This is a genomic window from Paraburkholderia aromaticivorans, from assembly GCF_012689525.1.
GTDB classification, from domain to species: Bacteria; Pseudomonadota; Gammaproteobacteria; order Burkholderiales; family Burkholderiaceae; genus Paraburkholderia; species Paraburkholderia aromaticivorans_A.
Genome location: NZ_CP051514.1, coordinates 1,276,674 through 1,302,451 on the forward strand (window position 1 = coordinate 1,276,674; position 25,778 = coordinate 1,302,451).

The window sequence follows — 25,778 nt, forward strand, 5'->3', positions numbered from 1 at the left end:
CCGGGAGGCTGTCCGCTTGCCTTTGCAACCTGGTGGGCAACTTACCACGCCGAATGAGCTTGAGAGCGCCTCCGGCCATGTAGTCGAGTGGACGACACGCGGTCAGGATGGCGGCGTGTCGCCGGTCACGGCAACGCCTCCGTCAAAGGCTTGGTCGAACGCGTGCATGAAGTCCCTCAGGCGATCATGCGGAAGCCGACCAATGCCGGCCGCGCCGACCCGGCCGCTGCCACTTGCGAACCGTCTGCATAACTCATCCGCGCCGTAAGGATTGGCGAGCGGCGCACGCACGCTCACCATATAGTCGCCCTGCACATCCACGGTAAGGACGGCATGGGCACGATCAGGTGACATTCTCGCCAGAAAGTTGGAGAAACTGCCGCGCACCCTTCGAGCCCATCCCTCATTGGGCAACACATACATTGACCCGCCAGAGAGGACAGCACTGGGATACTGTCCCAGCGCCAGTTCCATGTCGTGCCTTCTTGCGTCGCACAGCGCCTGCACAATCGGCTCATTCTCCACGAACTGGAATGGGTCGGCATAAGCGTGCAGCGTTTCGTAAAGTCTCGCAGGTGGGATCAGGAGGTCCGCCTCACAGTCTCCATAGGCGTTGTAGTTGATCGCCTCTCCCAGTTCACGCAGTTGTTCGACCTGGCCAGGTTGGAGCCTGCTGCTAGCGGCAAGTGTTTGTGCCGCGTGCGCGAGGTTGTCGCCATAGGCACCAACAATAGCCCAGAGACGGTGTTGTCCTCCCAGATGACGGTCCACGAGCATGCTCGTGCAGATATCGGGTGTCGTCTCGATGTACGTGCTCAGGTCAGAATGTTCGGGAATCGCGCCGGCAAAGTGATGATCGAAGTATTCAACCTTGACGCCATGCTTAAGCAATGCAAGCAACGCGGTTCGGTTGGTTTCGAGAGAGATGTCCAGTACCGTCACCGATATGCCCCGTCTGACGGGAACGCGGCTAAGGAGCGTCACGTCGCGCTTGACACCCGTGATAAGCAAGGACCGCAATGGCTTCGCGAGACGCAATTGGTGCAGCGCGCAGATTCCGTCGGCGTCACCGTTGAACACATCGAAATGCTTCATGCCCGTTCACCGATTACGAATTGGGGTCGCCACACCGTGGCTGTGTGAGGTCGATTCCGCGACGCTGAGCGTGCGCGCCAGCAATGGCCGCAGTTCTGCGAGCGATCGGGAATTGAGCACGTCGCCCTTCTCCGGTCGGCCGCGCCGGGCGTGACCGATTCCAAAGCGCAGGTCATACGGTGAACGCAACCAGGAGCAAACTACGGTTCGTCGAGTTCGTCACCGTAGTTTCCTTAGATTCCGATCCTGCCTGTGGTGCATGTGTCCCTGCACGATAGCCCGCTCAAGGCCCAGGCTCTTGACCCATGTCAAGCAGATACCGCACCAGCGACTTCGACTGGATGATGAGCGAATCTCGCGTGCTCAGTGCGTGTTAGCCGGGCGTACCGACCTCTGGAGGTTGATACATGTCAATCCCTAGCCTCTGCGCTAAACCTAGTCTGGTTGTACCTCAACCCGCATCGGGGATACCGTGCTTTTCCCCGCACACCGATGCCCTACTATTTCAATGCCGATCTGCCTGCGCCCGTACGCAATCATCTTCCCGGGCATGCGCAGGACATCTATCGCAACGCGTTCAACGTTGCCTATTCAGCGCATGCCGGAGAGTCACGTCAGGAAGAAATCGCTCATCGGATTGCATGGGCGGCGGTTAAGCGCTCGTACGTCAAACAAGCCGATACATGGGTGCCGCGCGACCCGCGCCCCGGCAAGATGGAGGATTGAATGGCCACCGAACTTCTGTCGGCGCAAAACACTGATCATTTCCCTTTGGACCGTGGCTATCTGTTCTCGGGGAACGGCGTGGGCCGCGAGATCGACGCGAACACAGCCGTCGAATGGTTAAAGCATCGTGACGAAGGCAGTGCGGAATTCATCTGGCTGCATTTTCACGACATCCCTACCGTGCTGCAGGGTTGGCCACTGCAACATGTGCAACTACCCGAGGCGTTTGGCGATACCCTTAGGGAAGGCTCTCGCTCGACACGAATTACGCATGTTTACCAGACCCTCATCGCCGTCCTTAACGATGTCGAGTACGACCTTGAGCGGAAGAAGCCGCTCAAGGTCGCGACGTTATGGGTGAACGTCGGCGTACGTTGTCTCATTAGCGTGCGCAGTTCCCCGCTGCGTTCAGTCAGCCAGTTAAGACAGGCGGTCGAGGCTGGGGAAACTTTCCGCAGCCCGATGGCTCTCCTGATCCATCTGTTGCAGGAACAGGCCGATGTACTTATCAGCATTGTTCGCACGGCAGCGCAGGCCGCCAACGACGTGGATGAAACACTGCTCGCCGGCAAACTGCCAACCCTGTCGGGCCTCGGTGGCATTCGCCGCGATCTGGTGCACCTGCGCCGTCGTCGACTTCGACACCCACATGCTTCAACTCGCGATCGGTATGGCGCTGGATGGCTTTGCGGATGTTGTATTCGATGTCGAGCGGGGATACCACGCCACGAATCCTGATGTTGTTCGTGACGCCGGTTACGCCACGCATGTGGACGATATTTTTCTCGGCCATGTGACTACGGTAACCATCCTCGACTTCGCCGCTCAATGTCACCCAACCCTTCTCGACCTTGATCTTGATCGCACGCTCTTCGAGGCCCACGATCCAGTCGAGAACGGCGCTCACGCTCAAGGCAATGTCCTCGTCAGTGCGTTGTTCAGACTCGCGAAGTTTCACGTCGATGCCGACTACCACCGCGACGACACCGGCGATTCTGAGTCCGCACTTTTCAGCCGCGACTTTCTTCGCATAGTCGGGAACGTGTCCGGTGAGGGTTACGATGCCGTCGACCACGGCAACGCCTATCCCGTTTGCGTCGGCGGCCGCGTTGCTCATTAGTTCGTCCTCGACTTCCTGCTTCAGTTGACTGTCCGACTTCATGGAAGTTGTCCTCCAAAATGACCGCGCAGCGTAACAAGAGGCTGCTGCGAGGTTGATTCAGCGCGGCAAGCATCCCGGAGGGCAAGTCCTGTCCCAACGTATATGCGCCACATACCCAGCCTATTACGCCCCTGCACGATGCGATTGATCGCGGTCAAGCGTGCCGCGATTGGATCGAATCCGCGCCCCAGGCGCGACGTCTCCATACGCTCACGACGATCAGGGCGTAGCGACACCGCAGTGACGGACGGTTCCGCAAGCGCAGAGCAGTTTTCATCACACTCGCAGCGAGCCGCGCAGCGTGCCGAAATCGGTGCGCGGCGGCCGCGTCGCCGTCACGGCGGCAGCGCTGAATTTAGGCCGTTCGTGCAGCGCCAGGATGCGCGCCTCGACATCATGGGGAAAGGCATGCAGGCTGACGTTATAGCGATCGACTGCCTCGTCGTACGCTTTCTGTGTGACGGCGATCTGCCTGTCCACGCCGCCCAGTTGCCTCGACAGCGACCTGAAGCGGGGGTCTTTGTGAAAGTACCTGTCATTGCCGGACTCGACCAGAAGACGTGATAGCGCGTCGCCCAATTGCCGCTGTGCGATCTTAAACCGCTCGAAGGCAACCTGCTCCACCAGCGCTCCCGGGGCTATCCGGATGCAGTCCAGATCGGCTTGCGCGGCCATCACTGCCGCGACAAGCGTATCGTTTCGACTCGCCGCGGGCTGCACCAGCATGATCAGGTCTCTGGTGAGTTCGGCACGCTTCTCGTACTGCTGAAGGACCTCCTTCAGCGCGGTACTCACGTCGAAATCGTCCACCGGCACGTAGCGAGGCAGGCAGCCACTGAGCAAAGTGACAGCGACGAGCGACATGACTGCCCATGCGATAGTTTTCCACATGTCTCGACCTCGTACTGAGCCATTGCGCGGGAATGAGCTGAGCCCATCGCGCCTCCCATGCTGAATGCCGAACCGTTTCCGTCGCCGTCCGCTAGTGTCCCGAGTTAGAAATTCGTAGACAAAATCGCTTGACGCTGGCAAGGATGTCGTCGGCCGATTTGGTCCAGTTGAAAGGTCTCGGATCAGTGTTGTTGATCTGGATGTATTGGCGAATAGCCTGTTCGAGTTGCCGGGTGGAGCGATGAGTGCCACGGCGGATGTATGTCTCGCTGAGCGTGGCAAACCATCGTTCGACCTGGTTAATCCACGAAGCAGAGGTCGGGGTGAAATGCGCATGGAAACGCGGATGGCGAGCCAGCCAGGTATTGATCGAGGAGGTCTTGTGCGTACCGTAGTTGCCCATCACCAGATGCACGTCCAGTTGGGGCGGCACGTTGGCCTCGATGGTGCGCAGGAATTGCAGGAATTCACTGCTGCGATGACGTCGATGCAGTTCGCCAATGACTTCACCCGCGGAGATGTCCAGCGCCGCGAACAGTGTGGTCGTGCCGTGGCGCATATAGTCATGCGTGCGTCGCTCAGGGATGCCCGGGGCCAGCGGCAGCAGAGGCTGGGTGCGGTCCAGCGCCTGGATCTGGCTCTTCTCATCCACGCACAACACCATGGCCTTGGGCGGCGGGTCCAGATACAGCCCAACGATATCGCGCACCTTGTCCACAAACAATGGATCGCTGGAGAGCTTGAAGGTCTCCTGCCGGTGTGGCTGAAGTCCGAAGGCACGCCATATGCGCGTCACGGCCGTCTGCGACAGCCCCATCTCGCGGGCCATTGTGCGCGTGCTCCAGTGAGTCGCTCCTGTGGGCACGGACTCAAGCGTGCGCGCAATGAGCGCGTCTACCTGGGAGTCCTCGATCGTCCTCGGCGCTCCCGGGCGCGGTGCATCGAGCAACCCGTCCACGCGGTGATTGATGAATCGCGAGCGCCACTTCGAAACCGTATGCGAGGTAACACGCTGTCTTGTCGCGACCGCCTTGTTGTCGATGCCCTCGGCGCAGGCCAGCACAATGCGTGCGCGCGAGGCCAGCGCCTGCGCGGTCTTGCGCCGCATCGTGAGCGCCGTGAGCTGTTCGCGTTCCGCTTCACTCAACACCAGTGGCGCCTTCGGTCTTCCTCTCATCGTCGCCTCGCTTATTTGCGAACCCTGCAACCCAGGTTAGTACACAACGCAAATAAAGTAATGAATTTCTAACTCGGGACACTAGATGCCTGGCATCACCGGATAAGGCTCGGTGTGGTCCTCCACGCGCTTGACGCCAGGTATGCTCTGCGCCGCCACACGAACCGCGTCGACGGCTTCGATCGAATGGAAGATGCCCCACAGATGTACGACTCCGTCGGTGACGACAATATTGCGTCCCGCGAAGCTCCACTTACGACCCGCCAGTTCGCCCATCAACATGGCGCGGATCTCGGCGTCCGAGAGCGTCACATCCGTTGACGGCTCGTCCGGTACACTTGCCAGCGCCTGCACGAGATTGGCGCGGCTCACGATGCCCACGAGCCGCCCCGCTTTCATCACGGGCACGCGCTTGATGCGCCGCGTCTCGAGAATGCCGGCCACTTCGCCGAGCGGTGTTTCGGGCTGAACGCTCACCACGCCGGGGGTCATCACGTCGCGCACTTTCACCGCATGGGTCTTGATGTAATCTCGTGCTTCATGGCTCGCGGACCAGACATCGAGCCACGAAGTTCGCGTGCGCTCCTCGGTGCCGATTTCGCTGCGGCGAAGCAGATCGCCTTCGCTGATCATGCCGGCAACATGGCCGTCCGGATCAAGGACCGGCGCGCCGCTGATGCCGTTGTCGACGAAAATTCTGGCGACCTCTTGCACGGTCATGTCGGGTGTGACCGATATGACGTTGCTGGTCATGACATCTGATGCACGCATGGTAAGCCTCCTGAACGGTTAGGATCCTTGAATTCGTGGGACCGGCCCGTCTCGATCGTCAGTGTCCGGACGCCGGCAAGCCCTCATGTGGTTTGAGATTAGGCCGGCACGGCGTCCTGTCGTTTGACATGGATCATCTCGAAGGCCGTTGCGTGCACCTGTCGATCGATCCACCGTGACAACGCCCTGCGAAGTGATAGATAAGGAGGGCGTGACAGCATTCACTCCGGCCCAACAGACGATTCGCCAGGCTGAATCGAAAACGTGTTCGACATTTTGAGCCTCACCCAGTCCATGCCTTCGCGAAAACCGCCAAGCACGGCTTCGCGCTCCGTGGGAAATACATTGCTGTGCATGAACTCATGTTTGAAGATTCCCTCTGGCGTGTGATGGCTGAACTGGATCGAGCAATTGAAGCCGCCTGCTGTGCGATGTGTGGTTGCGGCAACCGACCAGTCGCCGTCGCTCACGTTACCCGAGATTGTCATGCGTCGCTCCTTGTTGATGCGTCGTCATCGTGGATCGAGTTTTCTCAACGGCTAGGACACCTCGATGATGACTTTCAGTGCATGCGTCTCGGCCGCGCGGCCGAAGGTGTCGTAAGCACTTGCGACATCTTCAAGTTGGAAGCGGTGCGTGATCAGCCGGGCGGGGTCGATGCGGCCCGAACGAACGGTTTTGAGCAGCATCGGCGTGCTCACGGTATCGACGAGGCGCGTCGTAATCGCGATGTTGCGATCCCACAGTTTTTCAAGGTGCAGATCGGCTTTCACGCCGTGCACGCCCACATTCGCAATCACGCCGCCGGGCGCAATGAGCCCCTCACACAACTCGAACGTAGCCGGTATGCCGACCGCCTCGATCGCGCAGTCAACGCCCGTCTGCTCCGTCAGCTTCATCACAGCTGCAACCGGATCGGCGTGGGCGTTATCGATACATGCGGTGGCGCCGAAGCGCTTCGCCACTTCAAGACGGTTCGCATCATGGTCGATCATCACGATCTGCGCCGGCGAATAGAACTGTGCGGTCAGCAGTGCGGCGAGTCCGATCGGGCCCGCCCCGACAATCGCCACCGTGCTGCCCGGTTGCACCTTGCCGTTCAGCACGCCGCATTCGAAGCCGGTCGGCAGGATGTCCGAGAGCATCACGAGCGCTTCTTCATCGGCACCGGCCGGAATCGGATACAGACTCGTCTCGGCGTGGGGAATGCGCACGTACTCGGCCTGGGTGCCGTCGATCTTGTTGCCGAGAATCCAGCCGCCGGTGGTGCAATGCGAATATATGCCGCGCCGGCAGTAATCGCATTTTCCGCACGACGAGATGTATGAAATCAGCACCCTGCCGCCTGGTTTGAACGCCGACACGGCCGCGCCGACCTCCTGCACGATGCCTACCCCCTCGTGGCCGAGAATGCGTCCCGGCTCACAAGTCGGCACATCGCCCTTCAGAATATGCAGATCAGTGCCGCAAATCGTGGTACGTGTCATCTTGACGATCGCGTCGCCAGGTGCGGCGAGCTTGGGAATGGGCCGATCGTCGAGCGATTTCTTACCGGGACCGTGATACACAAGCGCTTTCATGGGGGTTGCCTCCGTTGATCGACACGAGCCTGCTGTACGATCGACTTTAGGCGTGGCTCACGCAGACTCGATTAATATGAATCCAGCGATACGTATCGGCGCTCACGCAGCGGAATGAATGACCTCGGTCAATTTCCGCCAACCGCGCGTAGTGAGGCTGGCGTCCCCTCCTTCAGCCCATATGCATGCCGCCATTGATCGCGAAGTTCGCGCCTGTGACGAAGCCCGCGTCGTCAGAACAGAGAAACGCGATCAGCGCAGCGACTTCGTCAGGCTGACCGAGCCGGCCCACCGGAATCTGCGGCAGGATCCTCGTTTCCATCACGTCCTTCGGCACGGCTGCGGTCATCGCGGTTTCGAGGTAGCCAGGCGATACGGTATTGACCGTTACGCCGTGTTTCGCGACTTCCAGCGCCAGCGACATGGTAAAGCCGTGAATCCCGGCTTTAGCCGCCGCGTAATTGGTCTGCCCGAAGGCGCCGCGCTCACCGTTCACCGAGCCGATATTGACGACGCGCCCGAAGCCTTGCGCAATCATTGAGCCGAGCAAGGGCTTGGTCATATTGAACAACGCGTCGAGATCGGTGCGCAGAACCGCATCCCAGTCGTCTTTGTTCATTTTGGCAAAAGTCGAATCGCGCGTGATGCCGGCATTGTTGACGAGAATGTCGACCGAACCAAATTCATTCAGGACGCGCTCGGCGCAATGTGCGCACGAGTCGAAACTGGTCACGTCGGCTTCGTAGGCATGAAAGTGGCGACCGGCGTCGCGTTCGCGCATCAACCAGGTGGCGACGTGATCGTTACGTTCCGAGTGCGACATAGCGACCACCATGCCGGCGGCATGGAGACGCCGGCTAATGGCGGCGCCGAGTCCGCCCATGCCGCCGGTGATGAATGCAACGCGCTTAACTGACATGCTGATCTCCTTGAGGCGAACGGCTCTGTGCCGCAGCGGGTGGCGCCGCCATTGATCGCGAGGCAGCAGTCCGTCCAATGTATGGGGTGCCGGCGAAAGCCCGTTGACCTGTATCAAGCGCGCACCTGCCCATACTTATCGTCAGCGTGCCCTGCCCCAGTTGAGCTGTGCTCAGGCGTCGGCCCCGGTCTCCCGAACCAGCAACACAGGGCACGGCGAATGGCGCACGAAGCGCTCGGCGACGCTGCCGAGCACCATGCGCCGCATGCCACGCCGTCCATGGGTGCCCATCACCACGAGATCCATGCCGCGCCGCTCGACACAGCGCGCGATACAGCCCGCGATGTCCTCGGCGATACCTTGGGTCTCGAGAATCTCGGAATCGCCTGCCACGCCGAGTGCTTGCATTTTCATGAGTGCGTCGTCCAGCAGGCTGTGTCCGACCTGGCGCTCACTGTCGGTCAGCAGATGGGGATCGCACGCGCCAGCGTAGGTGAACGCAGCCGACTGATCGAGGACGTACACCGCCGTCAGTCTGGCGCTCGCCAGTTTGGCCATGCGAATCGCTTCGTTGAGCGCCCGTTTCGACGCTTCACTGCCGTCCACAGCCACCAGAATGTTCGCGTACATGATTTCCTCCTCGTAGCACCTTGCAAAAGAACCGGAGCGGCCTCGGAACCGACTCGGGACGATCAGGAGCGAGTGCGCGCAGAATTCCGTTCAAGTTGCTGCTCAGCGGAATCGAATGCCGCGTGTATCGCAGCCTTGGCATCGGGGTCCAGACAATGTCCGATCGGGACGAGCTCGCCATTGCGCATGATCAGATCGAGCCGGGCGTCAAACACCAGACTACGCCTGTCACCGGCCAGCCCGTCGGCCCCGAAGCGCTCGGGCGCGGCACGAATGGATTCGATCGCCAGATGGCAGCCCGAAATAGACTTGCTGAAACGCTCAAGGCGCACCAACTGCGAAGCCGCCTCGGCTTCGATTTGCGACGTCCCGGCAAAGCCGAGATAGACGATTTGCATACCGACTCCCATGTCGCTTCTCCCAGGCTTGCAGTGCTTTCGCGCGGGGTCCGTCACGAAATCGCCCGCCGCAATCGCGTCGCTAGTCCGGCAAGATACAGCCGCGGGATGATTGGATGATCGGCGTGAATGGCCGAGGCCATTTGACTTGTGTCAAGACATCAGGCGGACGGCTGCCCCCAATCGCCTGATTGATTGGAAGCGGCGTGGCGTGGCGGCGAGTTGGGCCCTGCGTCGGCCGCTGCCAACTCCATTCCAGAACGCGCCCTGTGCGCGGGTGCTAACCTTTCGGCAAACGGCGTAACCTACCGCCATATGCCGTTCTGAAGACAGCATTCGGGAGGTGTGCAACGTGGAACGGGAGATAACGGTGGATTTCAACTGGAACGATGCAAAGCACAAGGCTGGCTCGGCAAACGACTCCAAAGTCCCGTTGGAGGACCGCTATCAGTTGCTGATCGATGCGGTGCAGGATTATGCGATTTTCATGCTGGATCCGGACGGCCGCGTGGCGAGTTGGAACAGCGGCGCGCGCAAAATCAAGGGCTATTCCACCGACGAAATCATCGGCCGTCATTTTTCTGTTTTCTATACGCCGGAAGACGTCGCCTCGGACAAGCCCGGGCATGAACTTGCCATTGCCGCCGCCCGTGGCCGGGCGGAAGACCAGGGCTGGCGAGTGCGGCGGGACGGTTCGCGCTTCTGGGCGGACGTCACGATCACCGCGGTGCACGATCCGTCCGGCGCGCTGCTCGGTTTCGCCAAGGTCACGCGCGATATGACCGAGCGCATGCGGCTGGCCGACCTCGAGCACAGCAGCGAATCGGCGGCGCAGATCCAGAGTGCGCGTGAGGACGAACAGAAGCGTATCGCTCGCGAATTGCACGACGATCTTGGTCAGCAACTGACGGCGCTCAAAATGGGCATTGCCGCGCTGGAGGCGCAACTGGCGGCGAGCGACCCGCACCCTGCCACGCTGGCCGCAACGACCGAACTGCAACGGCAGATCGACGTCATGATGGCATCGCTGCGGCGTCTCGCGTCCAACCTGCGACCGCCCATGCTGGACGACCTCGGCCTGGCCGCCGCTCTCGAGTGGCTTGCCGACGACTTCACCCATCGCTACGACTTCGAGACCGTCGTCGACACCGGTCTCGATGAGGCGAGCTTCACGCCGTCCGCGTCTACCACGATTTTCCGTATCGTCCAGGAAGCGCTGACCAATGTCGCGAAGCATGCCGAAGCAAGTCACGTGCTGATTGCGATATCGACCAGCGCCGACACCTGCACCATAAGTATTGAAGACGACGGCCGTGGTACGGAGTTCGACGATAAGCGCAGGCCGTGCTCATTCGGCTTGCTCGGCATGCGCGAGCGCGCGCGCCAGCTGGGCGGTTTCGTTCAGATAGCAAGCGCACCCGGCGCCGGCTTCCGGATTGCTGTTCATCTCCCCCTCAGCGCGATTCAGGAGGACGATCGCGCGCAATAGCCCCCTCGTCGACGTGCGCCTGGGCGCCGATGCGGCCCACCTCCCGTCGCAGCGCCGCGATTTCCGCCTGCAAGGTCTTGATGTCGCGATGCATTTCACGGCGCAGCAGGCGCTCTTCCTGTTCGACGAAGATCGCCGCAATGCTCGCGAACACCAGCGACAGCAGACCGTAGCCAAGCAACACCACGAAGGCCGCGAAAACCCGCGACGCCGGCGTGGTCGGCGCCATGTCGCCGAAGCCCACCGTCGCGCTACTTTCGAACGCCAGCCAGACGCCCTCGGCATAGCTGTGCACGCTCGGCTCGAGCCAGTAAAAACCCGCGCCCGCCGACGCCAGCAGGACCGCAGCAATTGCCAACAGCAAAAGTAAGCGATTGGGCGAAAAAAACGCCCGCAGCGCCACGGCGATGCGCGCCGCCACCAGTCCCACGAACAGAATGCGCAGCACCCATTCGAGCGACGACCACGTGGACACGCCCCACGCGACGCTGGCCGCCGCGCCCATTGTGATCAACAGGTCGTAACGGTTTCGCATTAGAAACCGCCTGGGATGGCGGCTCAGATGGGCCATCCAGGCGAGCGAAACGGCAAACCCGGCCGCCATACAGGCGTAGAGCGCCCGGCCCGCCGGATGCAGCAGCGGCAAATCGACGGCCAGTTCGAAGTAGAAAGCGGGAATGGCTAGCAGGCTGAATCCCAACAGCACCCACTGTAGCCAGCGCCATGCACGCACCGCCCGCGCGGTGTCATGGGGATCGACACCGCCGAGGCCCGCAATGCGAAAACGCTCGTTCATTTCGCCACCGAATTCGAGGTTAGGACGCTGATTTGGCCACGCGGACGACGCCCTGTGGTGGACCATCGTACGAACGTGCTTTCAGGTGTTCTTGATAAGGATCACAAAACAGCGAAATGCGCCGGATTTTCGCCGCATGAGCAGCCGCAGCGAATGAAGCAAATCGGCCCGTGTCCGCCCCGATCAAAAGTGTTGCTGCGATCGCGGGTCGATCCAACTCAATCGGCGCGCCGACACAGCGGGTATGTTGGAGCAACGTCCGCAATACGCCTCGGAGCGGTGCGACTGCATTCGAATAGTGGCGAACATGAAAAGGAGATCGACGTGCAAAACTCTGACCCGATCCACGCAGCAGCACTGCGCGCGGACGCCGACCTCGACGTCCACGACCCTGCAAGTGGCAAGTTCTACCTCGTCGGCGGTGGCATCACTTCGTTAGCGGCAGCGGCGTTCCTGATTCGCGACGGGCATGTGCGCGGTTGCGACATCACCATTCTGGAAGCGCCCGACAAACCCGGCGGCAGCCTAGACGGCGCCGGCACCGCGGAAGGCGGCTACATCGTACGTGGCGGGCGCATGCTCGAAAGCAAGTATCTGTGTACCTATGACCTGTTCTCGTCGATCCCGACGCTGGATGACAGCAAGAGCGTGACGCAGGAGATCTTCGATTGGAACGAGACAATCAGAACCTCATCGAAGTCGCGCCTCGTCAGGAACGGCAAACGCGAAGACGCGCCCGAATATGGACTCGACGAAAAACATCTGCTGGCGCTGGGCCGCCTGTCGATCGAACCCGAAGTGATGCTCGGCAATAGCCGGATTTCGGACCACTTCGATTCGTCCTTCTTCGAGACCAATTTCTGGTTGATGTGGTGCACGACCTTCGCTTTTCAGCCGTGGCATAGCGCAGTAGAACTCCGGCGCTACATGCTGCGCTTCGCGTATGTGTCGGCCGGGTTCAACCAGTTGCATGGCATCATGCGTACGGTCTACAACCAGTACGATTCGATGGTCCGGCCATTGCGCCGCTGGCTGGACGACCACGGCGTTGCGTTCCGGCCGGACACCCGGGTCACGAATCTGCTGTTCGACGAAACCGGTGCGGAAAAGCGCGTGCGCGGCATTGTCTGCGAAACCGCGCATCAGCGTATCGAACTGCCGGTAGGGCCGGCAGACAAGGTCATCGTCACGCTCGGCTCCATGACAGCCGCTTCCAGCCTGGGCGTCATGGACCGCCCCGCGGCTGTGACCAGCGCCGACGACACCGGCGCCTGGCGCCTCTGGAAAACCATCGCCGCGGGCCGCCCCGAATTCGGCCACCCGTCCGTCTTCGCGGATCACGCCGACGCCTCGAAGTGGCTATCGTTCACCGTGACCTTGCGCGACCCGACCCTGTTCCGGCTGATCCGCGACCTGACCGGCAACGTGCCGGGCGAAGGCGGTCTGACTACCTTTTCGGAGTCGAGCTGGCTGGCGTCGATCGTGCTGCCGCATCAGCCGCATTTCATCGACCAACCCGCGGACATGCAGGTGTTGTGGGGCTACGGCTTGCGGGTCGACGAGCCCGGCGATTTTGTCGGCAAGCCCATGCAGGCCTGCACCGGCCGCGAAATCCTGACGGAGATGCTTGGCCATTTGCAGGTGGAGACCGGAGTCTGCCCGAATCCTCGAACACGCCAACTGCATCCCCTGCCTGATGCCATTCATCACGAGCCAGTTCCTGCCGCGCAGCCGTGGCGATCGGTTTGCCGTGGTGCCCGAAGGCTGGCAGAACCTCGCCTTCACCGGGCAGTTCTGCGAACTGCCCAACGACGTCGTGTTCACCGTCGAATACTCGGTGCGCTCGGCGCAGAACGCGCTGTATGCGCTGCTCGGACTCGATCTCGCGACGCCCGAGGTCTACAAGGGCCAGCATGATCCCCGGGTCGTCTACAAGGCATTTTCGACGCTACGGGACCGTTAGTCCGTGCCATGCGCAGCGCGCGGCTGACGACTCGTACGGCGTCGCAGGAGGCATCGCTGCTCAGACGGCCGTACCTGCACTCGCCGCCAGTTCCACAATATCCGCCGTGATTTCATCCTGACGGACCTGGCGGTAATGCTGCGTCAGAGCTTCGAGCGTCTCTTTCACATTGGCGCGCGCGGCCAGCATGGCGCGCACGCGCGCTTCGTTTTCCGCGGCGAACGAGAGCATCAATGCCTCGCACAACTCGACATAGATATACGCTTCGACCAGTCCCGCAAGCAGGCGGTCAAAAGGCAAGGTGAGCAACGGCGGCTGACTGCGCCGCACGACCTGAAAGCGCGAAAAGTCAAACGTAATCAGGCGATGCTCGACGATCTCGCTATGGGCCGCGATACCTAGCACCGCGTGGATGACCGAGACTTCGGTGACCACCCGTTGGTCGAGACGTAGATAAAGTGCGTCGGTAATACGGCTGGCGAGTGCGGGCACATCGTCGGCATGGGAGGCGGCCGGCGAACGCTAGGCAAATGCGAGGCGACGTTCGTTTGCCGCGATCTCGCCGCGTGTGCCCACGAGCAGACACTCGCATGGCGCCGACGCGAGTCGGGACTGTACGCGGTTAAGGATCTGCTCGTTGAATGAGCCGACAAAACCCTGCTCCGCGCACAGTCGGATGACGATCTGCGTGCCGCGCTCCGGCACGCGCATTGGCGCCCCGGCACCGTGCGCGAGTAAGGCGCCGATCGCGGCCCCGACTGTCGAAGCCGAAGAACGGATGCCGGGCAGCCGCCGTTGCGTTTCGCGCGAGCGGGCTGCCGCGATACCGCGCATTGCCCCAATCACGGCGTCGAGTTGCCGGGCAGTGGCGCTGCGCGATTCGATTTGGCTGAGTTTGCCGCTCATCGCGCGCTCCCTGTGCCCGACGTGCCGCTGGTGGCTGGGAGCGTCAACTGCTGAACCAGTTCGCGAACCGCGGCGACCAGGGCGGCCTGCGCATCGGCGTTAAACGGTGCGGACGTCGAGCCCGCGTGCGCTTTCGCCAGTTCGGATTGCACGCGCTGGCTCTGCAGTCGTGCCGCCAGTTGCGTTCGCACCTGGGCAACGATCCCGGCCGGCGCCGCGTCGAATACGCCCTCCGACAGTGCGGTGAGCAGCGCGATCTCGTCAATGGTACGCAGAGCGCTGAAGCGCGGCTGGGCAATCAGCGCACGGATGCGCTCCCCGCGAGCGATCTTGCCGGCGACACGCGCGTCCGTCAGACCGCCGAAGCGGCTGAACATTTCCAGCTCGAGGAACTGCGCGTAATCGAGGAGCAAGCGGCCCGATACCTCGCGTAACGCCGGATGCTGCGCCTTGCCACCGACACGGCTCACGCTCAAGCCCACATCGACGGCCGGCCGCTGGTTCGCGGCGAACAGTCCGGCATCCAGCACAATCTGGCCGTCCGTGATCGAAATGAGGTTGGTCGGGATATACGCGGACAGGTTGCCCATGTCGGTTTCCGCAATCGGCAGCGCGGTCAGCAAACCGCCCCCCAGTTTTGCTGACAGCTTCGCCGCACGCTCGAGTAGACGGGCATGAACGTAGAAGATGTCGCCAGGATAGGCCTCGCGTCCCGGCGGTTCGCGCGTCAGGAGCGCCAGTTCACGATGCGTCGCAGCATGTTTGGTGAGATCGTCGATGACGATTAGCGCGTGCTGTCCGCGATCGCGAAAGTACTCGGCAATGGTGAAGCCCGCAAACGGTGCGATCCATTGCAGCCCGGGCGCCGATGCCGCGGCGGCGACAACGAAGATGCAGCGCTCGGGGGCACCATATTGACGCACGGATTCGATCACCCGCTGCACGGCGGTCGTGCGCTGGCCGATCGCGACATACACGCAGATCATGTCCGACTGCTTCTGGTTGACGATCGCATCGATGGCCAGGGCGGTTTTGCCGGTGGCGCGATCACCGATGATCAGTGCCCGCTGCCCGCTGCCCGCGGCCGATCGCGAACAGCGCATCGACGAGGAGCACACCGGTTTCGACCGGCTCGCTGACCAGATCACGCTCGATGATCGCCGGCGCCGGCCGTTCGACTGCCATGCGCATTGCCGCCACGATTGGCTTATCACGGTCGAGCGGCCGCCCGAGCGGGTCGATCACGCGCCCGAGCAGCCCTTCTCCGACCGGCACCTCCAACACAGTGCCGGTGCGTGTCACGCGCGCGCCCGCTTCGACCGCGGTCCCGTCGTCCAGCAGCACGACGCTGATCAGGTCAGCGTCCAGCGTGTGGGCAAAGCCCGTCGCGCCGCTGTCGAAATGGAGCAGTTCATTGAGGGCCGCGTCCGGCAGGCCCGAGACAAACGCGATGCCATCGCCGCACCGCTCGACCCGTCCGAGCGTCTCGGCATAGGGGGTCACAGCGGTGCGGGCCAGCGTGTTGCGCTGCGCCGCGAGCCACGGATCGTCGGCCATGTCAGCTGGGCACATGCTCGCTACCCAGCAGCGCCGCCTTGATCTGCGCGAGATCGGCGCCGAAGTTGTTGCGCACCACGGCGTGGGCGGCCCGCAGTTCCAACCCGGCAATCAGTTGCGGATCGACCTCGATCGCAAGAGACACCGCCCGGTTCAGGCACGCTGCGAGTGGCGTGGGGCAATGCTCCAGCTCCTGCGGACTCAGCGCACGCGGCGCGGCGAGCGTGAGCGCCACGCCGTCTGCACCGAGCTGCAAGCGAACCGGCTCGGGGAGTTGCGCAATGGCGTCGGCGAGACCGCCGACGAAGCCGCTCACGCGCACGTTCTCCGGCAACTTCGCGAGCAGCTTTGCCGCGATGTCGACGGCGAGCTGGGTGGCCTGGACCGCGACGAGTTTGTCCTGTTCGACGCGCGCGGCCTCGGCTTCGGCGTCGGCGGCCGCGCGCAGCCTGTCCGCATCGGCTTGCGCGGCAGCCAGTAAGGCGGCCTTTTCCGCCGCGCGTCCGCGGCCACCGCTTTCAGGGCGTCGCCACGCGCGGCGACCAGCTGCTGCGTCTCGCGAGCCGCTGTATCTCGCTCCAGAACCGCCGCGCGCTTCGCCGCGTCGGCGTCCGCGCCGCTTTCTGGCGCTCGGCGATGATCCCCGCGACCGGGCGGAACAGGAAGCGCGCCAGCAGCCAGATCAGGACCAGGGCATTGATCGTCTGCAGCGCGAGCGTCGACCAGTCGATTCGCATGACCGCCGCCTATTTCACGAACGGGTTGGCAAACAGCAGGAGCAAGGCGATCACGAGGCAATAGATCGCCATTGTCTCGATCATGGCAAGCCCGACGAATAGCGTGCGAGACACGGTGCCGGCCGAGTCGGGCTGCCGCGCGATGGCATCCATCGCGGCTGCGACGGCGCGGCCTTCGGCAAGCGCCGGGCCGATCGCGCCGAACGATACGGCGAGCGCCGCGGCGGCGATGCTGACGATTTCAATGAGGTTATTCATGAGGCTTCGCCCTTTTTCACACTAATGGGATGATGGGTATCGCTGATCGCAACACCGATGAACACCATCGACAGAACGGCAAAAATATAGGCTTGCACGGCGCCCGTAAGCAGGTCCAATGCGCAGCGGAATGGGGACGAGCAGGCCAGCGAGCGAGAGAATGATGCCGATCACGAACACACCGCTCATCACGTTGCCGAACAGGCGGACCACGAGAGAAAACGTGCGCGTGATCTGTTCGACGACGTTTAGCGGAATCATGACCCAGCTCGGTTCGGCAAAAGCAGCGAGGTAGCCCGCCGTGCCGCGCGTGCGAATGCCGTAGAAAATCGTCGCACCCAGCACGATCAGAGCGAGCGCGGCATCCGTCTCGAGGTGCGCGGTGGGCGGCGTCACACCCGGCACCAGGGCCGACCGGTTGGCGATCAGGAAAAAGAGAAACAGTGTGCCGATCAAAGCGCGATAGTTGGCGGGACCGGTTTGCATTGTGTCGCGGATCTGCTGATCGATCGTCTCGACCAGCAATTCCAGCACGCTTTGCACCTTGCCCGGCGTGAGCGACAGGTTGCGGGTCAGCTAGGCGGACACCGCGGCCATCAGGACGATGATTGCCCAGGTCGCCAGCACAGGCTCAGTGATGGACAGCGGACCGAGATGCAGAAGCGGCGCGGTGGCCAGCGGCGAAGCGGTCATGGCTGGCCTCCGTGGCGCCGCATTGCGATGGCGCGTGCGAGCAGAAAGCCGGCCATACCCGGCAAGCAGCGCCAATGCGCCGACGTGCGCGAGCATGAACAGCAGCGCACCGCTGAGCGCGAAGCGGGCAAGCTGCAACGCCAGCGCCGCTGCCGCGCGGCCCTCGGCGAAGAGCGGCCAGTTCCAGCGCAGCGACATGAAGTGCCACGCGCCGGCCAACGTGCCGAGCGCGAGTCCCATGGACAACTGTGCGATCAACGGCAACAGACTAGTCATCGCGCCCCCGTTGCTGACGATGCATCCATTTCCATGCCGACCAGAAACCGATCGCAGCGCCGATCATCAGCAACGGTGCCGAGAAGAACACGCGCGTGCCGAAGGTCCGGTCCAGCCAGTGTCCGATCGCGAGTCCCATCAGCGTCGGCAGGACAATGGCCCAGCCGAGAATGCCAATCTGGCCGAGCCTGCTACCCAGCGACGGCTCCGGTTCAGCGCGTCCGCGCGAATCGAGCTCGGCCGCCTGGCGGGCCGCGCCGGCCATCCTGTCGTCAGGCCGTTTGCGCTCGTCGATCTGATGTGGATTCATCGTGGGTTGGCTCCCATACCGGGTCCGTCGGCACCGTCGACGCCCGGGCGTGGCCGTAGATAGCGCAACATCTGACGCACGGCGCGAGCATGCAGTTGCAATTGCTCGACACGGGCACGCCGCGCCGCATCGTCCTCCTCGGCATGACGGCTGCGGACCCCCGCTTCCAGACTTTCCAGCGAATCGCCGGAGATCGCTTCGCGGCACTCGATCGATATCTGAACGCCGCGCGATACCAGCAATACGCCGCCATCGACCGCGCAATAGCGCGTCGTACCGTCCGCGCAGGTCCAGCGGACCACCGACGGCGACAGCAGCGTCACGAAATCGGCATGTCCGGCGCGGATGCCAAACGAGCCGCTTGCGTCTTCGGCGCGCAGAGACACGATCTCGACAGCGTCGAACCATACCCGCAACGGTGTCGCCACAGTGAGGATCAACGGCGCGGCGCTCATTGCACTGGCTCCGCGCCGTGCGCCGCCACGTCCTGCGAGGCGGCAGCCTCTTCCTTGCGAAGGCCTTGTGCCGATCATGTAGAGCGAGCTTTCCTGCCATGTATCGCACTCGCCGGCGAGAATCGCCTTGCAGCCGGCGATCGTGTCGGCGACTGCCACGGAGCGGCCTGCTTCGCCCGTGAAGGCTTCGGTCACGGCAAACGGCTGCGTCAGGAAGCGCTGCAGGCGCCGCGCACGCCCTACGAGGGCGCGGTCTTCGGCGCCCAGTTCCTCGATACCGAGCAAAGAGATCACGTCCTGCAATTCGCGGTAGTGCTCGATGATCCGGCGCACCTCGGTCGCGACTGCCGCGTGTTCCTCGCCGACCACGAGCGGATCGAGCAGGATCGAAGACGACTCGATCGGATCGATGGCAGGATACATGCCTTCGGCGGCCATCGAACGGGACAACACGACCATGCTGTCGATATGCGCGGCAATCGCGGTCACGGCAGGGTCGGTGAAATCGTCGGCGGGCACGTACACGGCCTCGATTGCCGTGACCGATACGTCGCCGACGGACACGATGCGCTCCTGCAGACTGGCGACTTCGCTCGCCAGTGTCGGCTGGTAGCCGACTCGCGAAGGCATGCGCCCCAGCAGGCCCGACACCTCGGCGCCCGCCTGCACGAAGCGAAACACATTATCCATCAGCAGCAGTACATTTTGCCGGCGTTCGTCGCGGAAATACTCGGCGATCGTCAATGCCGTAAACGGCACGCGCCAGCGTGCGCCAGGCGGTTCGTTCATCTGGCCGTACACCAGCACCGTGCGCGCCAGCACGCCCGATGTGCGCATGTCGAGCAGCATCTCGTGCCCTTCGCGCGAGCGTTCGCCAACGTCTGCGAACACCGAAATCCCCTGGTAGCGCTCGACCATCGCACGGATCAATTCCATGACCAGGACGGTCTTGCCGACGCCCGCACCACCGAACATCGCCGCCTTGCCACCCTGGGCGAGCGGCGCAAGCAGGTCAATCACCTTGATGCCCGTCGAAAACAGCGTAGTGGCGCCGGTCTGCGCGGCGAGCGGCGGCGCTGCACGATGAATCGGACGGCGCTCGATCGGCGCGGGGAGCGCCGCGCCGTCGGCGCGGGGAGCGCCGCGCCGTCGGCGCGCGTCGCGCCCGTGACGTCGAGCAGCCTGCCGAGCACCGCCTCGCCGACCGGTGCCTCAATGGGACCGCCACAGACCCGCACTCGCGCGCCGCGCCGCCATCCCGCCGTCGATTGCAGCGCCAGCGCGCGCACCGTTGTTTCGCTCAGATGGGCTTGAACTTCGGCGAGAACCGGCGCGAGATCGTCCGGCAGGATAAGGAGCGCGTCGTCGATGGCCGGAAGCTGATCACCCGCAAACCTGAAGTCGACGACTGCACCCCGCACAGCGACAACGCAGCCGTCGCTTACGGCGGGCTGTCTCGCTGGCAAGGGTGCTATTGAATGAGTCGACATATCGAGGATTCCTTGCGGCCGCTTTTCAGATAGCCCCACGATACCGCCGCGATCGGCCGATAAGGTAACTTCCATCAAACGCATGAGAAATGACGCCTCGCAATACCTGAGCGGAAGACCGACTACTCCCTGCAAATTGTCACGAAGCGCCGACGAACGAACGGAAATTCATTTCCGCCGCGCGGATCTGCTCGGCGCAACTTTCATACAACCAGCCCGCGTCGCCGTCTGCGCGATACATCCCCCGGCACATACCTTTGATGCTGATTGTGGAGGCTCCACTATCGTCGGTCGTTCTCGTCGCCCACACATAGACGGCGCCGAACACGTGCGGCTCGGCGGTTTCGATCGCCGTTTCGTCGGCGCGGCGGATCGGCGTCACTGAACGCTGGGCAACGTACGTCTTCGTCAGGCTCCAAAGGCGATCGCAATCTGCGTGTGTGGAACATTCCACCGACGCGTGGGTGCGTGCCTCTTCGAGTTGGATCTCGGTATCGCGAAGCGCAGCAACGCGTGTCTGCGTAGTGCATGCCGCAAGCCCGGCGATGGCACAGGCCAGAATCAATCTATTGTCCATGTGCGCTCATTCCCCCGATGAATCAGCACATCCATTCGAGATTCTGGGATTTGGCGATGTGCCGCTTAAGTCCACTGACAAAAGCCGAAAGCGCGATGTGTGCGCCGTGATGAACCTCGCTCGCAGTGACTTTGCATTCGGCGACGGCCGGTTTGCCCACAATCTGCTGCATCTCACGCAGGACTTTGTCAGCGCCTCGTCCACCGAAGCTGCAAAAGAACGCCACTTGCGGCAGCCGCGCCCGATTCTCGATGAGGTAAGAACGCACCGGTGCCGATACCGAACCGGCCCAGACGGGCGATCCGATGACCACAAGGTCGTACGCCAAGACATCCAGCCCCGCCGGTCCGATTTCAACGTGCCGCTTGCGGATGGCATCGAACAGTGAGCGCAGATAGCCGCCAGGCCCTTCACGATTGCTGCAATCGCAGATCTCTTCAAGATCGGTGGCCAGCATCTTGGCGAGCGCCGACGCGAGCGAACGTGTGGTGCCGGTACGCGAGTAATAGACGACAAGAATTTTCGCTTCGGGCATTTTCGATCTCCTGAGCGCACGCCGCCATGCGCTCACATGCGGGATTCGCAGTGCATGCCACGAGCATAGGTGCGGTTGGGCGCGTTCTCATGATCCATGTCAAGCGATGAACTTGAGTGTCATTACCACGCCGTGGCGTGTAGGAAATCCCCGACAAGAGCGCGGGACACCCTACGTAAGGCTCAGCGCCGCCTGATTTCTATCGGCCATGCAGTGACCGACACTTAATTTCAGGACAGAAGCAATCGAAAGCCCTCGCGACGCCCTCGATAAGCGCGCCGAGGTTGACCTGTAAGGAGACCAGCCATGCCGAACGATACTTTTTCCGTCCGCGCCACGGCGCTGGTCGGACAACCGCAAGACACATGCGACGCCGCCAGTGAGTTCGATGAAATTCTTGCGCTGGCCCGCGAGTCCGGGATGCTGATCACGCTGGATGGGCAAATCGGCCGGGAGAAATACCAAAGCATCGCGGGCTCGCTGCACGCCTTCAGACGCTTTGCTGAAGCGCTCTGCAACAACTTCGGCCAACGCGCGGCAATGTGACGGGCGGGCGGCTCATCCGCCAAAAGAGGTGAAGCCATGAAGCTGACTTTTCTAGGTGCGGCAGAAACCGTCACCGGCTCGCGGTATCTGCTGGAGGGAGCCGGCCTTCGGGTGCTGATCGACTGCGGGCTCTTTCAGGGCACAAAGAATCTGCGCCTGCTTAACTGGAGCGCGTTCCCGGTTCCGGTCGAAACACTCGATGCGCTGATCCTGACGCATGCCCACCTGGATCACAGCGGCTATCTGCCAGTCCTCGCGCGGATGGGATATCGGGGACCCGTCTATTGCACCCGTGGCACCCGCGACCTGTGCGAAGTGTTGTTGCGCGACAGCGCCAATCTGCAGGAAGAAGAGGCTGCTTTCGCGAACCGGCATGGATTTTCGAAACATCATCCGGCGCTGCCGCTATACACGCTCGAAGACGCCGAAAACGCGCTGCAGTTGCTCGTGCCACGTGAGTTCGATGTACCGAAGCAACTGAACGAGCAAGCGTGCTTCCGGCTGTTGCCGTCCGGGCACATTCTCGGCGCCGCCAGCGTCGTGGTGTGCATGGAAGGCAAGGTGATCGCGTTCTCGGGCGACGTTGGCCGTCCGAACGATCCGATCATGCGCGCACCCATGCCGCTTGCGCACGCCGACTATCTGGTGGTCGAGTCCACCTACGGGGATCGTCTGCACGATAGCGCGGATCCGGCCACCGAACTCGCCGACATCTTCGCGCGCACCTTCCAGCACGGTGGTGTGGTCGTGATTCCATGTTTCGCGGTCGGCCGTGCGCAATCCATTCTTCACTACATCGCCCGCCTGAAGGCATCTGGCCGGATGGCCAATGTGCCGGTTTTTCTCGACAGCCCGATGGCGTCGAGCGTCACGCAACTGTACCGGCATCACGTGGGAGAGCATCGCCTCACGATGACCGAAGCCAACGCGATCAGCAGCGCGGCCGAGATGGTGCGTACCGTCGACGAATCCAAAGCCGTCTCGGCCCGGCACGGTCCGATGGTGGTGATCGCCGGCAGCGGGATGGCAACCGGCGGGCGGGTCGTGCATCACTTGAAGGCGTTCGCGCCCGATAGCCGCAATGCGATCGCGCTAGTCGGCTACCAGGCGACCGGCACACGCGGCACGGCACTTGCCGCCCATATGCCCGAGATCAAGATTCATGGCGGCTATGTGCCTGTGCGGGCTTCAGTCGTCACGCTTTCGTCGCTGTCCGCGCATGCGGACTACTAGGAACTGACGACCTGGCTTCACTCCATCTCAGTGCCGCCGGAACGAACGTTCGTCACCCACGGCGAGCCTGGCGCCGCTGACGCGCTGCGGCGTCATATCGAAGAAACGCTTCACTGGCGCTGCGAGGTACCCACCTACCTCGAATCCGTCGAACTGCCCGGAAAGGCTGGCGATGCAGACATTCATCCCTGCGCGGCAACGGCGATGTCCGACCCTGAAATGGCTGATCCGGATCAATCGGCCAGCCGTCCCGAAGTGACCTAATCAACGTATCTCGTAAGCAGCCGGGAAAAGACAAGGAATCGGGATCATCAAGGAATGCGTCGATGGTGTTTTTGCAGGCTGAAAACCGCATGCACACAATCAAGGCGGTACTCATGGCGACACTCGCTTAAGGAATCATCATGCGCATTCTGATCGCACTGGGCGGTAACGCGTTGCTTCGGCGCGGCGAGCCGATGACGATGGCCCACCAGATCGCCAATATCCGCCGCGCCGCACAGCAGATCGCGCGGCTCGCAGACGGCAATCAATTGATCGTCGCGCACGGTAATGGACCCCAGGTCGGCCTGCTGGCATTGCAGGCCGCCACCGCGGGTGCGGCTGGTGCGACGCCCCTCGATGTACTCGACGCCGAATCGGAAGGCATGATCGGTTATCTGCTCGAGCAGGAACTGGCTAACGCCTTGCCGCCGCAACGGCAGGTGGCGACGCTGCTGACGCGCGTCAAGGTCGACGCAGACGACCCCGCCTTCATTCACCCCACCAAGCCAATCGGTCCGCTTTACACAGAGGCGCAGGCGGAACGTCTGGTGATCAGCACCAGCTGGACCGTCGCTCGGGACGGCGCCGGTTTCCGGCGCGTCGTCGCGTCGCCGAAACCGCGACGCATCGCGGCGCTTCAGCCCATTCAATGGTTGCTCGACCACGATACCGTGGTGATCGCGGCCGGCGGCGGCGGAATTCCGGTCACGGTTGCAGCGGATGGCCGCACTCGCTGCGGCGTGGAGGCTGTGATCGACAAGGACCTGTGCAGCGCGCTGCTTGCGGCTGAGATCGACGCCGATCTGCTGTTGATCGCGACCGATGTCGATGCGGTTTATGCCGACTGGCACACGCCCTGCGAACGTGTACTGCAAGAGGTATCGGTGACGGGACTCCGGTCGATGCCTTTCCCGGCCGGCTCAATGGGACCGAAAGTCGAGGCAGCATGCGAGTTCGTCTTGCGCACCGGCCGGCCGGCAGTCATCGGCTCACTCGGCCGAATCGAGGCAATGGCAAACGGCACGGCAGGCACGCGTGTCTTGTGCGCCTAAACAGCGTTCGGCGATCGGTTAGCCCGCGCCTCCGAATTCCGATTGACCGAGATCAAAGGCCAAGGCCTGCGGGCGACTAAGTGCCCAGACATCCGGAAACTGTTGCGTCGCACAACTCCCGTGCGGTCGAACGCACGTTGGAAGGCCCGATCCGATCATGAGCACCCCACTCCTGCTGACGTTCAATCCCGGTTCCTCAACCATCAAGATAGGCCTATACAGCGTACTCGACAGCGCGGCGTCGAGAATCGCTCATGGGTTAATCGATCTACGCCATCAACCATTGTGGCGTCTCGTCACGATTGGGGAGATCGGCCGGATCGCCGTCGGCGCACCCAGATGAAGGGTTTCGCGCTACCGCGCTGTTGATCTGAATCAACGCGCGCGACTACCCGGCTCCTAGACTCACATCACGCGTTCACGCGCCACTCACCCACTTCTGGAGCGTTGCAATGACCTACAAGACCATTGTCGTTCACCTGGATACAAGTGAGCGCGCGCATCCCAGGCTCGAACTCGCGCTGCGGCTCGCCAAGCAGTTCGACGCCCATCTGACCGGCGTGTTTGCCGTGTTCACGCCCGATCCGCGCTCGCTCTACGTGATGGCGGGAACCGCCGAATACTACGTTACGCACAAACAGTTGCGCGAGGAACGCCGCGGCGCTCTCGAACGGCTCTTTCATGCGGAACTGAGTCGAGCCGAGGTTGCCGGCGAGTGGATCGCTGTCGACGCCCCGGCCAGCCTCGCCGTGTCGCATCGTGGCCGGTGCGCCGATCTGATCATCGCCAGCCAGGACGACCCGAAGGATCCGGAATCGTACGTCGGCGATTTTTTTCCTGAAAACCTGATCATGTCCGCAGGCCGGCCGGTGTTGCTGGTGCCGTACGCCAGCAGCGTCACGTCGCCCGGTGCGCATGTGATGGTCTGCTGGGACGGTAGCCGCGAAGCCACCCGTGCGGTGCACGACGCGCTGCCATTCATGCGCGCGGCGAAGACCACCACGATCGTCACCATCAACGGCGCGCGTGACGAGCCGCGCCCGCGCATTCCGGGCGCGGATATCGCGACGCTCATCGCACGGCACGGCGTCAACGTCGAGCTCAAGGATGTTGAAGCCTACACGGACACGTTGATCGGCGACGCGCTGTTGTCGCAGGCATCCGCGATCGGCGCAGATCTGCTCGTCATGGGTGCTTACGGGCACGCTCGCTGGCAGGAACTGGTGATGGGCGGAGCGACCCGCACGATCCTCAAATCAATGACCGTGCCGGTACTGATGTCGCATTAATGA

The 25,778-nt window shown here is 62.5% G+C and carries 22 protein-coding genes and 9 pseudogenes; 9 read left to right on the forward strand and 22 right to left on the reverse strand.

Annotated elements, in window-relative coordinates; all coding sequences use genetic code 11:
• Positions 1 to 102: 102 nt before the first annotated feature.
• Positions 103 to 1,095 carry an acetyltransferase gene (locus HF916_RS05985; protein ID WP_168788152.1) on the reverse strand — a complete coding sequence of 331 codons (993 nt, stop codon included), beginning with the start codon at positions 1,093 to 1,095 and terminating at the stop codon, positions 103 to 105.
• A 492-nt stretch (positions 1,096 to 1,587) separates the two neighbouring features.
• On the opposite strand from HF916_RS05985, the gene HF916_RS05990 reads away from it, so the two are divergent.
• On the forward strand, positions 1,588 to 1,821 hold the full coding sequence (locus HF916_RS05990) for a ChaB family protein (RefSeq protein ID WP_168788153.1): 234 nt from the start codon (positions 1,588 to 1,590) through the stop codon (positions 1,819 to 1,821).
• On the forward strand, positions 1,822 to 2,559 hold the full coding sequence (locus HF916_RS50535; RefSeq protein ID WP_240975126.1) for a CorA family divalent cation transporter: 738 nt from the start codon (positions 1,822 to 1,824) through the stop codon (positions 2,557 to 2,559).
• A 49-nt stretch (positions 2,560 to 2,608) separates the two neighbouring features.
• On the opposite strand, the pseudogene HF916_RS50540 reads toward HF916_RS50535, so the two are convergent.
• The 9 genes and pseudogenes from HF916_RS50540 to HF916_RS06035 all read right to left on the reverse strand — a co-directional run.
• Positions 2,609 to 2,983: pseudogene (locus HF916_RS50540) on the reverse strand (BON domain-containing protein); the annotation flags it as partial.
• A 276-nt stretch (positions 2,984 to 3,259) separates the two neighbouring features.
• Positions 3,260 to 3,874, reverse strand: a complete 615-nt coding sequence (locus HF916_RS06000) for a LemA family protein (protein ID WP_168788155.1) — start codon at positions 3,872 to 3,874, stop codon at positions 3,260 to 3,262.
• A 91-nt stretch (positions 3,875 to 3,965) separates the two neighbouring features.
• A complete protein-coding gene (locus tag HF916_RS06005) occupies positions 3,966 to 5,051 on the reverse strand; it encodes an IS630 family transposase (protein WP_168788156.1) in 1,086 nt (361 codons plus the stop codon).
• An 81-nt stretch (positions 5,052 to 5,132) separates the two neighbouring features.
• Positions 5,133 to 5,822 carry a CBS domain-containing protein gene (locus tag HF916_RS06010; protein ID WP_168788157.1) on the reverse strand — a complete coding sequence of 230 codons (690 nt, stop codon included), beginning with the start codon at positions 5,820 to 5,822 and terminating at the stop codon, positions 5,133 to 5,135.
• 221 nt (positions 5,823 to 6,043) lie between these two features.
• Positions 6,044 to 6,310: a UDP-glucose 4-epimerase gene (locus tag HF916_RS06015; protein WP_168788158.1), complete on the reverse strand. Its 267-nt coding sequence runs from the start codon at positions 6,308 to 6,310 to the stop codon at positions 6,044 to 6,046.
• Positions 6,311 to 6,361: 51 nt separating this feature from the next.
• Positions 6,362 to 7,402 carry a zinc-dependent alcohol dehydrogenase family protein gene (locus HF916_RS06020; protein WP_168788159.1) on the reverse strand — a complete coding sequence of 347 codons (1,041 nt, stop codon included), beginning with the start codon at positions 7,400 to 7,402 and terminating at the stop codon, positions 6,362 to 6,364.
• A gap of 172 nt (positions 7,403 to 7,574) precedes the next feature.
• Complete coding sequence (locus HF916_RS06025) at positions 7,575 to 8,321, reverse strand: beta-ketoacyl-ACP reductase (RefSeq protein WP_168788160.1); 747 nt, start codon at positions 8,319 to 8,321, stop codon at positions 7,575 to 7,577.
• 171 nt (positions 8,322 to 8,492) lie between these two features.
• A complete protein-coding gene (locus tag HF916_RS06030) occupies positions 8,493 to 8,951 on the reverse strand; it encodes a universal stress protein (protein ID WP_168788161.1) in 459 nt (152 codons plus the stop codon).
• A gap of 62 nt (positions 8,952 to 9,013) precedes the next feature.
• Complete coding sequence (locus HF916_RS06035) at positions 9,014 to 9,361, reverse strand: HPF/RaiA family ribosome-associated protein (protein ID WP_168789031.1); 348 nt, start codon at positions 9,359 to 9,361, stop codon at positions 9,014 to 9,016.
• Positions 9,362 to 9,701: 340 nt separating this feature from the next.
• Between HF916_RS06035 and HF916_RS06040 the strand changes: the two genes are divergently transcribed.
• The gene (locus HF916_RS06040) at positions 9,702 to 10,838 is read left to right on the forward strand and encodes a PAS domain-containing sensor histidine kinase (RefSeq protein WP_240975127.1); all 1,137 of its coding nucleotides are present in this window, start codon (positions 9,702 to 9,704) and stop codon (positions 10,836 to 10,838) included.
• Here the strand turns inward: HF916_RS06040 and HF916_RS06045 are convergent.
• Positions 10,804 to 11,634, reverse strand: coding sequence for a potassium channel family protein (locus HF916_RS06045; protein ID WP_168788163.1), 831 nt, complete (start codon positions 11,632 to 11,634; stop codon positions 10,804 to 10,806). The genes HF916_RS06040 and HF916_RS06045 overlap by 35 nt on opposite strands.
• Before the next feature lie 342 nt (positions 11,635 to 11,976).
• On the opposite strand from HF916_RS06045, the pseudogene HF916_RS06050 reads away from it, so the two are divergent.
• Positions 11,977 to 13,597: pseudogene (locus HF916_RS06050) on the forward strand (oleate hydratase).
• Positions 13,598 to 13,657: 60 nt separating this feature from the next.
• Here HF916_RS06050 and HF916_RS06055 read toward each other — a convergent pair.
• From HF916_RS06055 to HF916_RS06105, 11 genes and pseudogenes are all read right to left on the reverse strand, one after another.
• Positions 13,658 to 14,503, reverse strand: a pseudogene (locus HF916_RS06055) (F0F1 ATP synthase subunit gamma).
• Positions 14,500 to 16,060, reverse strand: a pseudogene (locus tag HF916_RS06060) (F0F1 ATP synthase subunit alpha). The pseudogenes HF916_RS06055 and HF916_RS06060 overlap by 4 nt, the downstream one beginning before the upstream one ends.
• A gap of 1 nt (position 16,061) precedes the next feature.
• A pseudogene (locus HF916_RS06065) lies at positions 16,062 to 16,797 on the reverse strand (F0F1 ATP synthase subunit B).
• Positions 16,798 to 16,806: 9 nt separating this feature from the next.
• On the reverse strand, positions 16,807 to 17,055 hold the full coding sequence (locus tag HF916_RS06070; protein WP_012427417.1) for a F0F1 ATP synthase subunit C: 249 nt from the start codon (positions 17,053 to 17,055) through the stop codon (positions 16,807 to 16,809).
• A pseudogene (locus HF916_RS06075) lies at positions 17,052 to 17,748 on the reverse strand (F0F1 ATP synthase subunit A). Before HF916_RS06075 ends, HF916_RS06070 begins: the two are co-directional and overlap by 4 nt.
• A 114-nt stretch (positions 17,749 to 17,862) precedes the next feature.
• A pseudogene (locus HF916_RS51950) lies at positions 17,863 to 18,024 on the reverse strand (ATP synthase subunit I); the annotation flags it as partial.
• Positions 18,017 to 18,334 carry an AtpZ/AtpI family protein gene (locus HF916_RS06085; protein ID WP_168788164.1) on the reverse strand — a complete coding sequence of 106 codons (318 nt, stop codon included), beginning with the start codon at positions 18,332 to 18,334 and terminating at the stop codon, positions 18,017 to 18,019. The gene HF916_RS06085 and the pseudogene HF916_RS51950, both read right to left, overlap by 8 nt.
• On the reverse strand, positions 18,331 to 18,789 hold the full coding sequence (locus HF916_RS06090; protein WP_168788165.1) for a F0F1 ATP synthase subunit epsilon: 459 nt from the start codon (positions 18,787 to 18,789) through the stop codon (positions 18,331 to 18,333). Before HF916_RS06090 ends, HF916_RS06085 begins: the two co-directional genes overlap by 4 nt.
• Positions 18,781 to 20,279 (reverse strand): annotated as a pseudogene (atpD, locus tag HF916_RS06095) (F0F1 ATP synthase subunit beta); the annotation flags it as partial. The gene HF916_RS06090 and the pseudogene atpD, both read right to left, overlap by 9 nt.
• Positions 20,280 to 20,418: 139 nt before the next feature.
• Positions 20,419 to 20,856, reverse strand: a complete 438-nt coding sequence (locus HF916_RS06100; protein WP_168788166.1) for a hypothetical protein — start codon at positions 20,854 to 20,856, stop codon at positions 20,419 to 20,421.
• Between the two features lie 22 nt (positions 20,857 to 20,878).
• On the reverse strand, positions 20,879 to 21,391 hold the full coding sequence (locus HF916_RS06105) for a flavodoxin family protein (RefSeq protein ID WP_168788167.1): 513 nt from the start codon (positions 21,389 to 21,391) through the stop codon (positions 20,879 to 20,881).
• A 306-nt stretch (positions 21,392 to 21,697) separates the two neighbouring features.
• Here HF916_RS06105 and HF916_RS06110 point away from each other — a divergent pair, with 306 nt between their 5' ends.
• The 5 genes and pseudogenes from HF916_RS06110 to HF916_RS06130 all read left to right on the forward strand — a co-directional run bounded on the left by HF916_RS06110 (position 21,698) and on the right by HF916_RS06130 (position 25,775).
• Positions 21,698 to 21,937, forward strand: a complete 240-nt coding sequence (locus tag HF916_RS06110; protein ID WP_168788168.1) for a hypothetical protein — start codon at positions 21,698 to 21,700, stop codon at positions 21,935 to 21,937.
• 36 nt (positions 21,938 to 21,973) lie between these two features.
• Positions 21,974 to 23,434, forward strand: a pseudogene (locus HF916_RS06115) (MBL fold metallo-hydrolase RNA specificity domain-containing protein).
• A gap of 140 nt (positions 23,435 to 23,574) precedes the next feature.
• Positions 23,575 to 24,486, forward strand: a complete 912-nt coding sequence (gene arcC / locus HF916_RS06120) for a carbamate kinase (RefSeq protein ID WP_168788169.1) — start codon at positions 23,575 to 23,577, stop codon at positions 24,484 to 24,486.
• Between the two features lie 157 nt (positions 24,487 to 24,643).
• Entirely contained in the window at positions 24,644 to 24,829 is a 186-nt protein-coding gene (locus HF916_RS06125) for a hypothetical protein (protein ID WP_168787326.1), read from the forward strand.
• Between the two features lie 109 nt (positions 24,830 to 24,938).
• Complete coding sequence (locus tag HF916_RS06130) at positions 24,939 to 25,775, forward strand: universal stress protein (protein WP_168788170.1); 837 nt, start codon at positions 24,939 to 24,941, stop codon at positions 25,773 to 25,775.
• Positions 25,776 to 25,778 lie beyond the last annotated feature (3 nt).

Coding starts and splice junctions, on each gene's coding strand:
- HF916_RS05985 (WP_168788152.1), bottom strand. CDS start 1,095: ATGAAGCATTTCGATGTGTTCAACGGTGACGCCGACGGAATCTGCGCG.
- HF916_RS05990 (WP_168788153.1), top strand. CDS start 1,588: ATGCCCTACTATTTCAATGCCGATCTGCCTGCGCCCGTACGCAATCAT.
- HF916_RS50535 (WP_240975126.1), top strand. CDS start 1,822: ATGGCCACCGAACTTCTGTCGGCGCAAAACACTGATCATTTCCCTTTG.
- HF916_RS06000 (WP_168788155.1), bottom strand. CDS start 3,874: ATGTGGAAAACTATCGCATGGGCAGTCATGTCGCTCGTCGCTGTCACT.
- HF916_RS06005 (WP_168788156.1), bottom strand. CDS start 5,051: ATGAGAGGAAGACCGAAGGCGCCACTGGTGTTGAGTGAAGCGGAACGC.
- HF916_RS06010 (WP_168788157.1), bottom strand. CDS start 5,822: ATGCGTGCATCAGATGTCATGACCAGCAACGTCATATCGGTCACACCC.
- HF916_RS06015 (WP_168788158.1), bottom strand. CDS start 6,310: ATGACAATCTCGGGTAACGTGAGCGACGGCGACTGGTCGGTTGCCGCA.
- HF916_RS06020 (WP_168788159.1), bottom strand. CDS start 7,402: ATGAAAGCGCTTGTGTATCACGGTCCCGGTAAGAAATCGCTCGACGAT.
- HF916_RS06025 (WP_168788160.1), bottom strand. CDS start 8,321: ATGTCAGTTAAGCGCGTTGCATTCATCACCGGCGGCATGGGCGGACTC.
- HF916_RS06030 (WP_168788161.1), bottom strand. CDS start 8,951: ATGTACGCGAACATTCTGGTGGCTGTGGACGGCAGTGAAGCGTCGAAA.
- HF916_RS06035 (WP_168789031.1), bottom strand. CDS start 9,361: ATGGGAGTCGGTATGCAAATCGTCTATCTCGGCTTTGCCGGGACGTCG.
- HF916_RS06045 (WP_168788163.1), bottom strand. CDS start 11,634: ATGAACGAGCGTTTTCGCATTGCGGGCCTCGGCGGTGTCGATCCCCAT.
- HF916_RS06070 (WP_012427417.1), bottom strand. CDS start 17,055: ATGAATAACCTCATTGAAATCGTCAGCATCGCCGCCGCGGCGCTCGCC.
- HF916_RS06085 (WP_168788164.1), bottom strand. CDS start 18,334: ATGAATCCACATCAGATCGACGAGCGCAAACGGCCTGACGACAGGATG.
- HF916_RS06090 (WP_168788165.1), bottom strand. CDS start 18,789: ATGAGCGCCGCGCCGTTGATCCTCACTGTGGCGACACCGTTGCGGGTA.
- HF916_RS06100 (WP_168788166.1), bottom strand. CDS start 20,856: ATGGACAATAGATTGATTCTGGCCTGTGCCATCGCCGGGCTTGCGGCA.
- HF916_RS06105 (WP_168788167.1), bottom strand. CDS start 21,391: ATGCCCGAAGCGAAAATTCTTGTCGTCTATTACTCGCGTACCGGCACC.
- HF916_RS06110 (WP_168788168.1), top strand. CDS start 21,698: ATGCCGAACGATACTTTTTCCGTCCGCGCCACGGCGCTGGTCGGACAA.
- arcC (WP_168788169.1), top strand. CDS start 23,575: ATGCGCATTCTGATCGCACTGGGCGGTAACGCGTTGCTTCGGCGCGGC.
- HF916_RS06125 (WP_168787326.1), top strand. CDS start 24,644: ATGAGCACCCCACTCCTGCTGACGTTCAATCCCGGTTCCTCAACCATC.
- HF916_RS06130 (WP_168788170.1), top strand. CDS start 24,939: ATGACCTACAAGACCATTGTCGTTCACCTGGATACAAGTGAGCGCGCG.